The sequence below is a fragment of the Mycobacterium innocens genome, from assembly GCF_900566055.1.
GTDB lineage: Bacteria > Actinomycetota > Actinomycetes > Mycobacteriales > Mycobacteriaceae > Mycobacterium > Mycobacterium innocens.
In genome coordinates, this window is the sequence record NZ_UPHQ01000192.1 from 25,096 (window position 1) to 39,235 (window position 14,140).

Consider the following 14,140-nt stretch of genomic DNA (forward strand, 5'->3'; position numbering starts at 1 on the left):
GTGGTGCCCCGATGACGGCAGAATCCCCGCGTAACAGGTATGACGAACTGTTCATCGGCGGGCGCTGGCGCAAACCCACCACGCCGGAACGGCTCTCCGTCATTTCCCCGCACTCGGAGCAGCCGCTGGGCGAGGCACCAGCGGCGGGTCCGGGCGACGTCGAGGCGGCGGTGGCTGCCGCCCGGCAGGCGTTCGACCATGGTCCGTGGCCGCTGTGGGATCCGCACCAGCGGATGAGCAAAATCGAGCAGCTGGCCGCGATTTACGCACGCCACCTCGACGACATGGCCGACCTGATCACCGCGGAGATGGGTTCGCCGCGCAGTTTCAGCAGGCTGGGTCAGGCTGCTGGTGCGGCGTCGATGATCCATCTGACGCTGGCGGCCGCCCGCGACTTCCCGTGGGTGGAACGCCGGCAGGGTGTCCTCGGCGAGGCGCACCTGCGTCGTGCGCCCGTCGGCGTGGTCGGCGCCATCGTGCCGTGGAACGTGCCGCAATGCCTGATCATGCCGAAGCTGATTCCGGCCCTGATCGCCGGCTGCACCGTCATCGTCAAACCCGCGCCCGAAACTCCTTTGGACGCTTTGTGGTTGGCCGAGATGATCGAGCAGACAGAGCTTCCCGAGGGAGTCGTCTCGGTGCTCACCGGCGGACCTTCTGTCGGCCAGGCGCTGGTGCGCCATCCCGGGGTGGACAAGATCGCGTTCACCGGCTCCAGCGCTACCGGTCGCCGTATTGCCGCGGTCTGCGGAGCGCAACTGAAACGGGTCAGCCTGGAACTGGGCGGCAAATCGGCGGCGATCATCCTCGACGACGCCGACCTCGACAAGACCGTCGCCGGATTGAAGACGGCCGGCCTGATGAACAACGGCCAGGCCTGTGTCGCACAGACCCGCATCCTGGTCAGCGAACGACGTCACGACGAAGTGGTCGACGCACTGGCCGACATGATGGCGGCGCTGCACGTCGGCGACCCCGCTGACGAAAAGACCGACATCGGGCCACTTGTCGCCCGCCGCCAACAGCGTCGGGTTCAGTACTACATCAGATCCGGGCGGCAGCAGGGGGCGCGCATCGTGGTCGGCGGCGACGACAGCCCGGCCGAGCGTGGTTGGTACGTACGGCCAACGCTGTTCACCGACGCCACCAACGACATGCGCATCGCGCGGGAGGAGATATTCGGACCGGTGTTGACCGTTCTCACCTACCGCGACGAGCAGGACGCGATCCGGATCGCCAATGACAGCGATTACGGCTTGGCCGGTTCGGTGTGGACGGCCGACACCGCCCACGGCCTCGAAATCGCTGCCCGGATCCGGACCGGCACCTACGGCATCAACATGTACATGCTCGACATCGGCACACCGTTCGGCGGCCTCAAGAAGTCGGGCATCGGCCGCGAATTCGGGCCCGAGGGCCTAGCCGAATACGTCGAGCTGCAATCGGTGCTGTGCAACGGAAAAATGCCACCGCTCAATGTCATTGCGGCAGCTGCAGGGTGATCTCGACCGGACAGCACAACGCACCGTGCTGATTGGTCACCTCGATCCGCAGATCGACCAGGTAACGCGGTGGGTGGACGCTCTCGTCACACTGCTTGGCCACCACCCGGCCCCGGCCCACCATGGTGTCGCCGGCATAGATCGAGCCGGCCAACCGCATGAAACGACGTACCACCCGGCTGCCCGGACCTGCCCAGTCGGTCGCGATCCGGTCGGCAAACCCCGCGAGATGCATGGTGTTGACGAAAATCGTTGGATTCCCCTGGCTTTGGGCATATACCGGATCGAAATGGCCGGGAAAATAGTCCCAGGTCGCCCCGGCGTTCTCCACCACCCGCTGATAGCTGATCCGGTCGACGACCTCGGGCAGCTCGAGCGGAACGGTGATTTCGTTCCAAGCCAGATCGGTCACGATCCCGGCCCGGGGGTGAAGCGGAACAACGTATTTCGCGACTTTGCGACCACCGCGCCGTCCTGGCGGCGGTAGGTCTCCAGCGTTTCGACGAAATGCCCGACCCCGAGCCGGGTCCGCTTTTCCGGGGACACCGACACCAGTTCCTCGACGACGGTGAGCCGGTCACCCTCGACGATGGGCAACAGGAACTCGGCATCGTTGGACGCGTTGATGAATGTGGTGCCCGGCAACGGTACCCGCAGCGCCAACGACGCCGCGGGCACCCGACCTCCCGGTTGCCAGGGTGGGGGAATCAACCAGCCCATCAACAGGGCCGGCGGAGCCAGCAAGCCGCCCCACCGCCGCTGGGCGTATTCGGTGTCCCAATATGAGAGGTTCCCGTCGCGGACCATGGAAGCGAACAGCTGAATGCGCGCGCCGCTGACCACGGTCGCGGCGGTTCGCGGTTCCGTTGTCGCGCCGACCATCTGCAGCGCATCCTGATAGCTGCCGAAGGCCAATTGGTAGTTCACGTGGGCAGCCGGTTACATGACGAGCGGATGCCGGCTCGGTACCGAATCCCATTGCAGCGCTCGGGAAGTGAAATACCAGCCACCGCGCTCGTAGATCAGCTGATCTCGGAATGTCCCGGTGGCCCGCAGCGTAGTGTCGCCATGCACGCGGGCAAAGAGCAGCGCGACACACCGCTGTGTCGCGTTGACCCCGTCGACGTGGATCTCATGGTCGACGGTGACCAGCCGCTGCCCGTCGCCGCCGTCAAAGGCCGCGCGCGGATCACCGAACGGCTCGCCGTCACGGCTATAGCCGGCGCCGGAGTGGCGAAAGGTGGCGATCCATGCGTCGCGGTCACCGTCGGAATAGGCCCGGTTGTGGCGGGCGGTCAAATCCAGAATGGCGGCACGGCCCGTCGCAGCGTGCAGCATCTGCTGTTCCTGATACGACAACGTCATTGTGCTCTCCAGCCACACTCGCGGGGATAACCGAACCGACACCGACCGACGTGACACTACGCTAACTCATCGGCTGACCCGGTAGCCATGTCTTTCGCGATCCCAGGCACCCGGAGTTAAACCCCTGGCACGCAACAGATCTTTACGTATTCTCCCGATTCCGTTCTTCGGGAGTTCATCGACCGTCTCCACAAATCGCGGGACGCAGAAGTAGGGCATGCGGGCAGCGCAGAAGTCGAGCAACTCGGCGTAATCGATGGCAGCGCCGGGGCGAGTGGTCACAATCAGCAGGATGTCGTCCTCGCCCACGTCGCTGGGGACGCCGATGGCCGCCGCCTCCAGCACCGCCGGATGGCTTGCCGCGACGGTCTCCACTTCCACCGACGAAATGTTCTCGCCGCGTCTGCGTAACGAATCCTTGATGCGATCCACATAGGTCAGGTTCTGCTCGTTGTCGAATCTGCCCAGGTCTCCGGTATGAAACCAGTCCTGATGCAGATCGACCGGCAAGCCCGATGCCTCGTGGCTTACGTACCCTTCACTCATCACGTGCGGGTATCGTGGCCGGCAGGTAATTTCTCCAATCTTTCCAGGCGGTAAAGGGTTGCCCGTGTCGTCAACAATGCGCACCTCGAAATTCGGGTTGGGCTTGCCCGATGTCCCCGGAACGCCGTCGTCGGAAACGCCCTTGACGGTAAGGGGAAACGCCTCGGTCAATCCGTACATCGTGACAATGCGGCAGCCGTAACGCCTTTCGATCTCGCGGTACGCATTCGCGCTAATGGGTGCCGCGGAGATGAACCGCAACGGCAGCTCGGTATCACGCGAATCCGGGGGGAGGTTCTGCAGCATCGACACCATCGCGCCGGCGCCGACGAAACCGACGGCGCCATGCGCGCGCACCTCGTCCCAGACCTCGCTGGGATGAAATTCGCTGGCGAGCACCGTTGTTCCGCCGACCAGCATCGGTGCCAGGACGATGGGCGCCGCGCTCAGGTGGAACAGCGGCATCGCGGTCCAGAGCGCCTCTCCTGGGCTGAATCGCCAGGCCGATGCCACGGTGGCGGCCACCGTGAACAGGCAATGCCAGCTGGTGGCAACGGCTTTCGACGGCCCGGTGGTCCCCGAGGTGAAGAACAACGACCCAACCTCCGACGCGCCCAGGTTGTCTTGCGGCGGACGGCCGGCATCGCGGCGCAGCGCCGCACTCAGCGAACCACCCAGCACCACAATGTCATTCAGTGTGTCCAGGCGGTCGGCGATGTCCTCGAGGCGGTTTTGCCGCTCGGGGTCGGTGAGTATCACCGTGGCCTGCGAGAGCCGCAGGGTATGCAACAGGAAGTCGCCCTTGTTGGCGGCATTCACCGCCGCGCTGATGGCGCCGATTCGCGCTGCGCCCAGCCAGAAGTAGATCCATTCCGGGCACGTTGCGGTGAAGAGCGCCACGCAGTCGCCGCGGCCGACGCCGAGATCGGTCAGTATGCTCGACGCGGCGCACGACCGCCGTCGCAGGTCCTCAAAGGTGACGTCGATGCCGGCCACCGACAGCATCACCCGATCGGGATGCTGTGCTGCGCGACAGTCGAGCACATCGGCGACGGTGAAGCGATCGACTCCGAAATCGGAGGGCCCCGGAGGGGCTGCTCACATCAAGCCTTCGCAGCCGCGGGGTCGGGTTTACCTTCGGCGGTGTATCCGAAGTCGTCGGCGCAGGGCTGTGCGCCCGGGTAGAAGCGGTGCGCCCAGCGACGAAGGGCGGCGTAGTCGTGCGCTTCTTCCGGCGCCAGGTTGGGCTTCTCCAGATACTTCATGTTCTCCCAGGTGAAGAAGTCCTGCTTGATCACTTCCTGTTGCAAGGCCAGGAATTTGGCGGCGCGCCCGGTGGGCACGTCGCCGGTGTCACCTGGCTCGCGGAGGGAGGCCTGGGTGTAGAAGTAGTCGGTGTAGTCCTCGTCGACGGGCGTCTGCCCGGTGACCTGGACGGTGCCCACCAGCTCGCTGGGAAACCGGACAAAGCCCAGCCCCAGCGAATAGTTGTCATAGACGATCTTGGCGTCGACCGGGCCGTTCGGGGTCAACCAGGTCGCGGGTCTGCCGCCACCGAAGTGGGCATTGACGGTGGCGTGTAGGTGGTACCCGGCGACCTCGAACGACGCGGTGGTGGCCGGGTTGGCGGCCTTGTGCACGTATTGAACGTGATAGGGGTCGGCGGCGTTCTCGATGATCATCTGCGGGTGCACCTTGACCCGGTTGAGCATCCGGCTGTGCGGGTGCAGCGGGTAGTACTCGTTGGTTTCCAGCTCCGGCAGCACTGGCGGCTGCCAGTACGGCGCCCGGCCGTGACGCTCGTGCCACACCAGGATGAAGCCGTACCACTCCATGCTCGGGTAGCTGCGAATTCGGACGTTGTTCTTGCAGCCGATCTTGCTGTAGGGAATCAGCGCATTGGTGCCGTCGCCGCGCCATTGCCAGCCATGCCACGGGCAGACGATGTTTTCGCCCTCCACGGTGCCGCCGACAGCCAGGTTGGCGCCGAGGTGCTGACAGTAGGCGTCCAGCACGTGCACCTGTCCCGAAGCGGTGCGGAAGAGCACCAGCTCCTCGCCGAAATAATGCGCACGCTTGACGTCACCGGCAGCTAGATCAGACGCGAACGCGACGATGAACCATCCCGTCGGGAACCGGTACGACGACAGCGCAATCCCGCTCGCACCGAACTCTCGTTCCGACGGATCTTGGGCCGATTCTGTATACGTCACGTGCACTCCGTATCCCACGCGGCCGAGCGGCAACCAGGCCGCGTCCGTTTGGCAGCGGTTCGACGACTGACATCTATTTTTACTATTTTAGACATTGAACGTCAACGCGGGGCCGGGGCCACCAGCAGGTCATTCTCGGAGTCCCAACTCTGTCGGTATCGCCCTGTATAAAGTGCTGTTCAGCTTTGAGACGACGACAGGCGGGTGGGGCCAGCAGTGATCACCGGTGAACTCAAGAACAAGATCGACCGCGTCTGGGACGCGTTCTGGTCCGGCGGTATCTCCAATCCCCTGGAGGTGATCGAACAGATCACCTACCTGCTGTTCATCCGCCGTCTCGACGACCTCAACACGCTGGCGGAGAAAAAAGCCCGGATCACCGGCACCAAGGAAGGCATCATCTTCCGGCCGGATCAGCAGCACCTGCGGAGGTCCAAGTTCAAACACGAAGAGTCCGCGCTGATCCACAAGACCGTAGCCGACGAGGTCTTCCCGTTCTTGCGCACCCTCGGCGGCGACAGCTCGACGTACTCGGTGCACATGAAGGACGCCCGCTTGACCTCCCGACCCCGCAGTTGTTGTCGCGCGTGGTGGACATGCTCGACGCCATCCCGATGGGCGACCGGGACACCAAGGGTGTACCTGGACGGCACAAAATTCACGGTCGAACAGATCCGGTTCGTCAATCTCATCGTCGAAGAACTCACCGCTAACGGGGTGATGGACCCGGCACGTCTGTACGAGTCTCCCTACACCGACCATGCGCCAACCGGACCGGACGCCATCTTTCCGGATGCCGACGTGCAGGGCATCTTCGACGTCCTGCGCACGGTGAAAGCCAATGCCGCCCCGACCAGCGTCACCGCCTGAGGGCAGCGGACCGAGTTGCGGCGCTCAACAGCGAGTGGCACGTCAGCGACACGAACGACAACGCTAATGCGCGCCATGAATTGTCGCTCTGCCAGAGACTCGTGTGACAAATGTGATTACCGCGACCCGGACTCCGCGTCTACACACCCTTTGGCCGGGTCCCGATGACCCCGCTGGCCGCCAGCCGCGCGAGCTCCTCGTCGGTCACCCCGCACCGCTCGCGCAGTATCTCCGCATTGTGCTCGCCAAGGGTCGGCGGCGGGCGCCGCAACCATTCCCGCTGGCCGGCCAGCCGCGCGAACGGCGGTGTGGGATAAAGTGCTTGCCCGATACGGCAGTGGACCAGCGACTCGAAATAGCCCCGCTCGCACAGTTGCGGATTCTCGGTGACCAACGACGGCGAGACGACCGGTGCGGCCGGAATACCCACAGCGGCAAGTGATTCCACGGTCGACACCAGCGATTGCGCGGCGAACCAGTCCCGCAGCCGGCCATCGATCTGGTCGGCGCGCTCGCGCCGCCCCGCGGCCGTCGACAGCGACTCGTCGCACCAGGAGGGTCGGTCCATCAACTCCACCAGCGCATGCCACTGCCCGTCGTCGCAAATACTGACCGCGATCCAGTCGTCGTCGCCGGCGCACCGGTAGATGTTCTGTAACGCCCCGCCGAAACCACGATTGCCGCGCCGGTTAAGCGTTACCCCGTAGACCTCGTATTCGATCGGCTGAATTGCGGTGGTGTTCAACACCGACTCGACCATCGGCAACTCGACCTGCTGGCCCGACCCGGTACGTTCGGCGAAGTTCAGCGCGGCCAGTACCGCGAACCCCGCGTGCACGCCGGCCAGCGGATCACACGCGCCGCGCGGGGTCACCGGCGGCGTCTCCGGCAATCCGGTCACCCACGTCAGGCCGCCGATCTGCTCCATGGTGGGGGCGAACCCGACCCGGTCACGCCACGGGCCCGCCAACCCGAAGGCCGGCATCCGGGCGACCACGAGTTTGGGGTTCACCGTCAGCAGTACCTCGGCGGTGAGCCCGAAGTGTTCCATCACCCGCGGCGAGAAGTTCTCGATCACCACGTCGGCATCCGTAGCCAGCTCGAGAAACAATCGGCGCCCGTCATCAGAGCCCAAATCCAATGTGACCGAACGCTTGTTGGTGTTCATCGCATGGAACACCCAGCCGTACTCCCACCAGTCGTCCACGTCGGTGCGCATGCCCCCCGAGTACCGAATGCCGTCGGGCCGCTGGATCGACTCGATCTTCACGACATCGGCGCCGAACGCGGCCAGCAGGTGAGTGGCAGCCGGCCCCGCCCAGAAGGCGGTCAAATCGATGATCCGAACACCGTCCAGCGGCAACCCCTGCGCGGCCGACTCAACCCCAGAATCCTGCTTCCCCCAAGGACTTTCGTCGTTGTCCGTACCTAGCCCAGCAGTCGCGCCAACCGGCGCGGGCGCGCATCGCGACATCAACCACGGCGGGCGCGGCTGTTGAAAGCCGGCGGGGTTGTCGACGAACACTTCCCGTTCGACCATGTACTCCATGTCGCGGATGGTGGCGCCGTTGCCCAACGCGGCGATCGGCAGCCGGAACAGCTGACCCAGTGCGACGATCTCCTCGACGGTCCGCTCGGCCATCCACGGACGGATCGATTCGCGGATGAGATCCCGGTATTCCCACCGGCCGATCTGGAATCGCAACTGCGGAATCTCCTCGAGCTGCGGACATTCCACCATCGCGGTGAAGTCGAGCCACTGCTGGCCGGTGACCATGGTGATTCCGACGTAGCCGTCCTTGGTGGGTTCGATCGAGGGCACTTCGAGGGTACGGCGGACCGGCGGTACCCGCAGCAGCTGCGAATGCAGCCATTCGCTGCTTTGCATCAGGGTCATCGCCTCGAGCATGGACAGATCCAGATGCTCACCCGGGCCGCCATGTTCGACGCGGCGGCGCACGGCCAGCGCGCCGAACGCGGCGAACACCCCACCCATGTACTCACCCAGGCCACCGCCGACCGAGATGGGCGGTCCCGCGGGATCGCCCCGGAAGCCGGGCGAACCCGCCCATGCCTGCAATGTGAACTCGGTGGCCGCCCGATCGGCGAAGGGACCGGTCCAGCCGAAATCGGAAATCGTGACCACCACCGCCCGCGGATGCTCGGCCAGCAACCGTCGGGGGTCGATGCCCAGGGCGGCCGCCCGTGACCGGCCACAGGTGACGATCACGACGTCGGCAGCAGCGAGTTCGGCACGGTATCGCTCGGAATCCGGGACCAGGGTCAGGCTCTGCTTGCCGGCATTGAGGTAGCAGTACAACGGCGAGGCCGGCAAACCGTCGGGCACCGGCGAACAGCTGGGCGAGTACCGGCGTAGCGGATCCCCTTGCGGCGGTTCGATCTTGCGTACCCACGCACCGGCGTCGACCAACAGCTTGCCACAGTAGCTGCCGGCTATGCGGTCACTGATCTCGACGACGCGCAATTCGTCAAGCGGTGTCGGCCGCCTGCCTAACCCCTGACTCACGCTGCCGAGCATAATTCGGTCCCGCGTGACCTCAGCACTGGACGCGCGCAACCCCCGACGGTACGGTACTGGTCTGTACTACAGTAATGGCTCTATCGTGGGCGCTGTGACCCAGATTGCCGATCATTCCTCGCAGCCTTCATCGTGGTCACCACGGGAGGCCGAGCTGCTGGCCGTGACTCTGCAGCTGCTGCAAGAACATGGGTATGACCGGTTGACCGTGGATGCGGTCGCGGCCACTGCCCGCGCCAGCAAAGCCACGGTGTACCGGCGCTGGCCGTCGAAAGCCGAACTGGTACTGGCCGCGTTCATCGAGGGCATCCGCCAAGTCGCGGTCCCGCCGGATACCGGCACGCTGCGCGGCGATTTGCTGCAACTGGGCGAAGTGATCTGCGAGCAGGCCCGTCAGCACACCAGCACCATCCGTGCGGTGCTGGTCGAGGTGTCGCGCAATCCGGCTCTCAGCGATGCCATGCAACACGGGTTCTTCGAACATCGAAAGGCCCTGATGCACCACATCCTGCAGCAGGCCGTCGACCGCGGCGAGATCGACGGCGCCGCCATCGACGACGAGCTCTGGGATTTACTGCCCGGCTACCTCGTCTTCCGGCACATCATCCCGAGCCGGCCGCCCACCGCGGACACCGTGCAAGCCCTCGTCGACAACGTCGTCATTCCCAGCCTTACCCGGCCCACCCGGTAAGGGCCCCTCGGCCGACCCCTCAGCCACAGAGGCACCGATCCGGCTCTTGAAGTGTCCGGTCCGGTACCGTACCGTCAAGGTCATGTCGATCCGCGCCCGTAGCGCCGGAAAGATGACCGCGGTTTCGCCTGGCCACCTGGTAAGACGAGGGTGGATGCTGCTTGTCGCAGTGGTGATCATCGCGGTCGCGGGATTCAGCATCCATCGGTTGCACGGCATCTTCGGTTCCCACAGCACCACTCCGGCCGGCAGTGGCATGTCAAACGAGATCGTCCCGTTCAACCCCAAACAGGTGGTTCTCGAAGTTTTCGGCGCGCCTGGCACCGTGGCGACCATCAACTATCTGGACGTCAATGCTCAACCGCAGCGAGTCGACGACGCGACCCTGCCGTGGTCGTTCACGATCACCACCACGCAGCCCGCCGTGTTCGCCAACGTGGTGGCACAAGGCAACAGTTCCTCGATCGGCTGCCGGATCACCGTCAACGGTGTCGTCAAAGACGAAAGGACCGTCCACGAAGTGAACGCCTACACCTACTGCCTGGACAAGTCGTCATGAGCAACCACCAGGCTCCGAGGCCATCCGTGGCGCACACCATTCGCCGGCTCTCGGTACCGATCCTGCTGTTCTGGGTCGGCCTCGCCGTCCTGACCAACGTGGCCGTACCGAAATTGGAAGACGTGGGCAAGGCCCACAACGTGGCGCTGATCGCCCCCGATGCGCCGTCGATGCAGGCGATGAAGCGGATCGGAAAAGTGTTCCGCGAGTTCGATTCCGACAGCGCGGCCATGATTGTGCTGGAAAGCGACAAGCCCCTTGACGCCGCGGCCCACCGCTATTACGACACCCTGATCCAGCGGCTCTCCCAGGACACCAAGCATGTACAGCACGTCCAGAATTTCTGGGGGGATCCGCTGACGGCGGCGGGTTCGCAGAGTACCGACGGCAAAGCTGCATATGTCCAGGTGTATCTCGCCGGCAATCAAGGCGAGGCGTTGTCGATCGCGTCGGTGGACGCGGTCCGCGACATTGTGGCGCAGACACCGCCGCCGCCCGGTATCAAGGCCTATGTCACCGGCGCGGCGCCGCTCATCGCGGATCAGTTCCAGGTGGGCAGCAAGGGCACGGTGAAGGTCACCGCGATCACCTTCCTGGTGATCGCGGTGATGTTGTTCATCGTCTACCGCTCGGTCGTCACCACGATCCTGGTGCTGCTCACCGTCCTCATCCAATTGGCCGCGGCCCGCGGCGTCGTCGCCTTTCTGGGAAACAGCGGGGTCATCGGACTTTCGACGTATTCGACCAATCTGCTCACGCTATTGGCCATCGCCGCCGGCACCGATTACGCAATCTTCGTCCTCGGCCGATATCACGAAGCACGGCACGGCGGGCAGGACCGAGAAGCGGCGTTCTACACCATGTTTGGGGGAACCGCTCATGTCGTGTTGGGCTCGGGCCTGACCATTGTCGGCGCGGTGTATTGCCTGACCTTTACCCGGCTGCCGTACTTCCAGACGTTGGGTGTTCCCGCCGCGATCGGCATCCTGGTCGCGCTGGCGGCCTCACTGACCCTGGCCCCGGCCGTGCTGACCCTGGGCAGTCATTTCGGCCTCTTCGAACCCAAACGCGCGATGCGGACCCGAGGATGGCGGCGCATCGGCACGGCCATCGTCCGCTGGCCCGGGCCGATTCTTGCGGTGACGTGTGCGGTGGCCCTTGTCGGCCTGCTGGCATTGCCGGGATATCAGACGAGCTACGACATCCGTCCTTACATGCCCGCCACCGCTCCGGCCAATGTCGGCTACACCGCTGCCGAGCGGCATTTTTCGCCGGCCCGGCTGAATCCCGAACTGCTGATGATCGAAACCGATCACGATATGCGCAATCCGGCCGACATGATCGTCTTGGACCGGGTGGCCAGAGGCGTCTTCCATATCCCGGGTATTGCCCAGGTGCAGGCCATCACCAGGCCGTTAGGAACCCCCATCGACCACAGCTCGGTTCCGTTTCAGGTCAGCATGCAAAGCGTCGGCCAGGTGATGAACCTGTCCTATCAGCAAGACCGCGCGGCCGATCTGCTCAGGCAAGCCGACGAGTTGGGGAAGACAATCGCCATTTTGCAGCGCCAGTATGCCCTGCAGCAGGAACTCGCCGCCGCTACCCACGCCGAGACCGAGAGCTTTCACGATACGATCGCCACGATCAATGACCTGCGCGACAAGATCGCGAATTTCGACGATTTCTGGCGGCCGCTGCGCAGTTATTTCTATTGGGAGAAGCACTGTTTCGACATTCCGATATGTTGGGCGTTGAGATCGGTATTCGACGCACTCGACGGTATCGACCAGCTCAGCGAGAGGTTCGAAGACCTCACGGCAACGCTGGACAAACTCGATGCGATCCAGCCGCAGCTCGTCGCGCTGATCCCCGAACAGATCGCCAGCCAGCAGACCAATCATGAACTGGCGCTGTCCAACTACGCGACCATGTCCGGGATTTACAGCCAGACGGCGGCCCTGGTGGAGAACGCGACGGCCATGGGACGAGCGTTCGACGCGGCCAAGAACGACGACTCCTTCTACTTGCCGCCGGAGGCGTTCAACAACCCCGATTTCAAGCGTGGCCTGAAACTGTTCCTCTCGCCCGACGGCAAGGCCGCTCGCATGATCATCTCCCATGAAGGTGATCCCGCAACCCCGGAAGGCATCTCGCATATCGACCCCATCCGGAAGGCGGCCCACGAGGCCGTGAAGGGAACTCCCTTGGCGGACGCCACGATCTATCTCGCCGGCACCGCGGCCACCTACAAGGACATCCAGGACGGCGCCAAGTACGACCTGATGATCGTCGCAATCGCCGCACTGAGCCTGATCCTGCTCATCATGATGACGCTCACCCGCAGCCTGGTCGCCGCGATCGTCATCGTGGGCACCGTGGCGTTGTCGTTGGGCGCGTCGTTCGGACTGTCGGTGCTCGTTTGGCAGGACATCCTGGGTATCCGGCTGTACTGGATCGTGCTCGCGCTGGCCGTCATCCTGCTCCTGGCAGTGGGATCCGACTACAACCTGCTGCTGATCTCTCGCTTCAAGGAGGAGATCGGCGCCGGATTGAACACCGGCATCATCCGCGCCATGGCCAGCACCGGCGGGGTGGTGACCGCCGCCGGTCTGGTGTTTGCGGCCACCATGTCGTCGTTCGTGTTCGGCGACTTGCGGGTGCTCGGCCAGATAGGGACCACCATCGGCCTGGGCCTGCTGTTCGACACCCTGATCGTGCGGGCATTCATGACGCCGTCCGTCGCGGCGCTGCTGGGACGCTGGTTCTGGTGGCCGCAACGCGTGCGCCCCCGCCCTGCCAGCAGGCTGCTTCGGCCGTACGGACCACGTCCGCTGGTTCGTAAACTGCTCCTGAGGGAACCGGAGAAGAGCTGATCCGGTAATATCATTGTCGCTCTTGGTTATTCGTCGTAAGGCGGAGCAACACGAGAAGCTCACCGCCAATGAGATCCTATTTGTGCCATTACTGCTAAGATAGACAACGCAAGTCGAGTTGGCGGGGTCAGCTCCCCTGCTTGTTCTATCGAGGATCGGATGACCACACTGGGAACTGGCCCTGATACCCGGCGCAGGCTGTCTGCGCCGAGGATCGCCGAAATAGTAGCCGATGAGTTGCGTCGCCAGATCATCGACGGCGAGCTCGCCGACGGTGATCTGCTACCCCGCCAGGAAGTGCTGGTCGAACAGTTCAACGTCAGCCTCGTGTCGCTGCGGGAGGCGTTGCGGATCTTGGAGACCGAGGGATTGGTGTCCGTCCGCCGCGGTAACCGAGGCGGGGCCGTCGTGCACGCGCCGGCCAAGACCAGCGCCGCCTACATGCTCGGCCTGCTGTTGCAAAGCGAGTCCGTCGCCGTCAGCGATCTGGGCGCCGCGTTGCAGGAACTCGAGCCTGCCTGCGCCGCACTGGCGGCTCAACGACCGGACCGCGCAGATAACTTGGTGCCCGAGCTCAAGCAGATCAACGATGCCATGGCAGAGCACCTCGACGACGGGCGACAGTTCACCGAAATCGGCCGTCAATTCCACGATCTCATCGTCCGCGGCTGCGGGAACCACACCATCATCGCGGTCGTGGGCAGCCTGGAGACCCTGTGGACCAGCCATGAACAACAATGGGCCGACGAGAGCGCGGCGCGCGGCACCTACCCGTCGTTGGCCAAACGACGCGCGGTCCTCAACACCCACATCAAGCTGGCCGAGACGATTGCCGAGGGAGACGTCGACCGGGCCCGGCGCATCGCGGGCCGACACCTCGCCGATACCCAGACTTACGTCTTGTCCGGTGGTGGTGAACAACGGATCTATGCGCTGTCACCGCAGGCAATGTCACGCCCGCGGGACATCCGGCGCCCCTGAT

At 64.4% G+C, this 14,140-nt stretch carries 12 protein-coding genes; 6 read left to right on the forward strand and 6 right to left on the reverse strand.

Translation table 11 applies throughout. From position 1 onward, the window contains the following. Nucleotides 1–11 precede the first annotated feature (11 nt). Nucleotides 12–1,502, forward strand: a complete 1,491-nt coding sequence (locus EET03_RS18765; RefSeq protein WP_099193657.1) for an aldehyde dehydrogenase — start codon at nt 12–14, stop codon at nt 1,500–1,502. Here the strand turns inward: EET03_RS18765 and EET03_RS18770 are convergent. The 5 genes from EET03_RS18770 to EET03_RS18790 all read right to left on the reverse strand — a co-directional run bounded on the left by EET03_RS18770 (nt 1,480) and on the right by EET03_RS18790 (nt 5,632). After that, nucleotides 1,480–1,917, reverse strand: a complete 438-nt coding sequence (locus tag EET03_RS18770) for a MaoC family dehydratase (protein WP_075542755.1) — start codon at nt 1,915–1,917, stop codon at nt 1,480–1,482. The genes EET03_RS18765 and EET03_RS18770 overlap by 23 nt on opposite strands. Beyond that, the gene (locus EET03_RS18775; RefSeq protein ID WP_075542771.1) at nt 1,911–2,384 is read right to left on the reverse strand and encodes an FAS1-like dehydratase domain-containing protein; all 474 of its coding nucleotides are present in this window, start codon (nt 2,382–2,384) and stop codon (nt 1,911–1,913) included. Before EET03_RS18775 ends, EET03_RS18770 begins: the two co-directional genes overlap by 7 nt. A gap of 57 nt (nt 2,385–2,441) precedes the next feature. Beyond that, entirely contained in the window at nt 2,442–2,867 is a 426-nt protein-coding gene (locus EET03_RS18780) for a nuclear transport factor 2 family protein (protein WP_036408995.1), read from the reverse strand. A 66-nt stretch (nt 2,868–2,933) separates the two neighbouring features. Continuing rightward, the gene (locus tag EET03_RS18785; RefSeq protein WP_075542754.1) at nt 2,934–4,457 is read right to left on the reverse strand and encodes an AMP-binding protein; all 1,524 of its coding nucleotides are present in this window, start codon (nt 4,455–4,457) and stop codon (nt 2,934–2,936) included. Nucleotides 4,458–4,516: 59 nt separating this feature from the next. Then, on the reverse strand, nt 4,517–5,632 hold the full coding sequence (locus EET03_RS18790; protein ID WP_425271537.1) for an aromatic ring-hydroxylating oxygenase subunit alpha: 1,116 nt from the start codon (nt 5,630–5,632) through the stop codon (nt 4,517–4,519). Between the two features lie 198 nt (nt 5,633–5,830). Between EET03_RS18790 and EET03_RS18795 the strand changes: the two genes are divergently transcribed. Further along, nucleotides 5,831–6,496 carry a type I restriction-modification system subunit M N-terminal domain-containing protein gene (locus tag EET03_RS18795; protein WP_244232437.1) on the forward strand — a complete coding sequence of 222 codons (666 nt, stop codon included), beginning with the start codon at nt 5,831–5,833 and terminating at the stop codon, nt 6,494–6,496. Between the two features lie 139 nt (nt 6,497–6,635). On the opposite strand, the gene EET03_RS18805 is transcribed toward EET03_RS18795, so the two are convergent. Continuing rightward, the gene (locus tag EET03_RS18805; RefSeq protein ID WP_099193658.1) at nt 6,636–9,035 is read right to left on the reverse strand and encodes a CaiB/BaiF CoA-transferase family protein; all 2,400 of its coding nucleotides are present in this window, start codon (nt 9,033–9,035) and stop codon (nt 6,636–6,638) included. 82 nt (nt 9,036–9,117) lie between these two features. Here EET03_RS18805 and EET03_RS18810 point away from each other — a divergent pair, with 82 nt between their 5' ends. The 4 genes from EET03_RS18810 to EET03_RS18825 all read left to right on the forward strand — a co-directional run bounded on the left by EET03_RS18810 (nt 9,118) and on the right by EET03_RS18825 (nt 14,139). Next, a complete protein-coding gene (locus tag EET03_RS18810) occupies nt 9,118–9,726 on the forward strand; it encodes a TetR/AcrR family transcriptional regulator (protein WP_063469823.1) in 609 nt (202 codons plus the stop codon). Nucleotides 9,727–9,838: 112 nt separating this feature from the next. Continuing rightward, nucleotides 9,839–10,285, forward strand: a complete 447-nt coding sequence (locus EET03_RS18815) for an MmpS family transport accessory protein (RefSeq protein WP_208649089.1) — start codon at nt 9,839–9,841, stop codon at nt 10,283–10,285. Further along, nucleotides 10,282–13,158, forward strand: a complete 2,877-nt coding sequence (locus EET03_RS18820; RefSeq protein ID WP_075542750.1) for an MMPL/RND family transporter — start codon at nt 10,282–10,284, stop codon at nt 13,156–13,158. Before EET03_RS18815 ends, EET03_RS18820 begins: the two co-directional genes overlap by 4 nt. A gap of 159 nt (nt 13,159–13,317) precedes the next feature. Beyond that, entirely contained in the window at nt 13,318–14,139 is an 822-nt protein-coding gene (locus tag EET03_RS18825) for a FadR/GntR family transcriptional regulator (RefSeq protein ID WP_075542749.1), read from the forward strand. Nucleotide 14,140 lies beyond the last annotated feature (1 nt).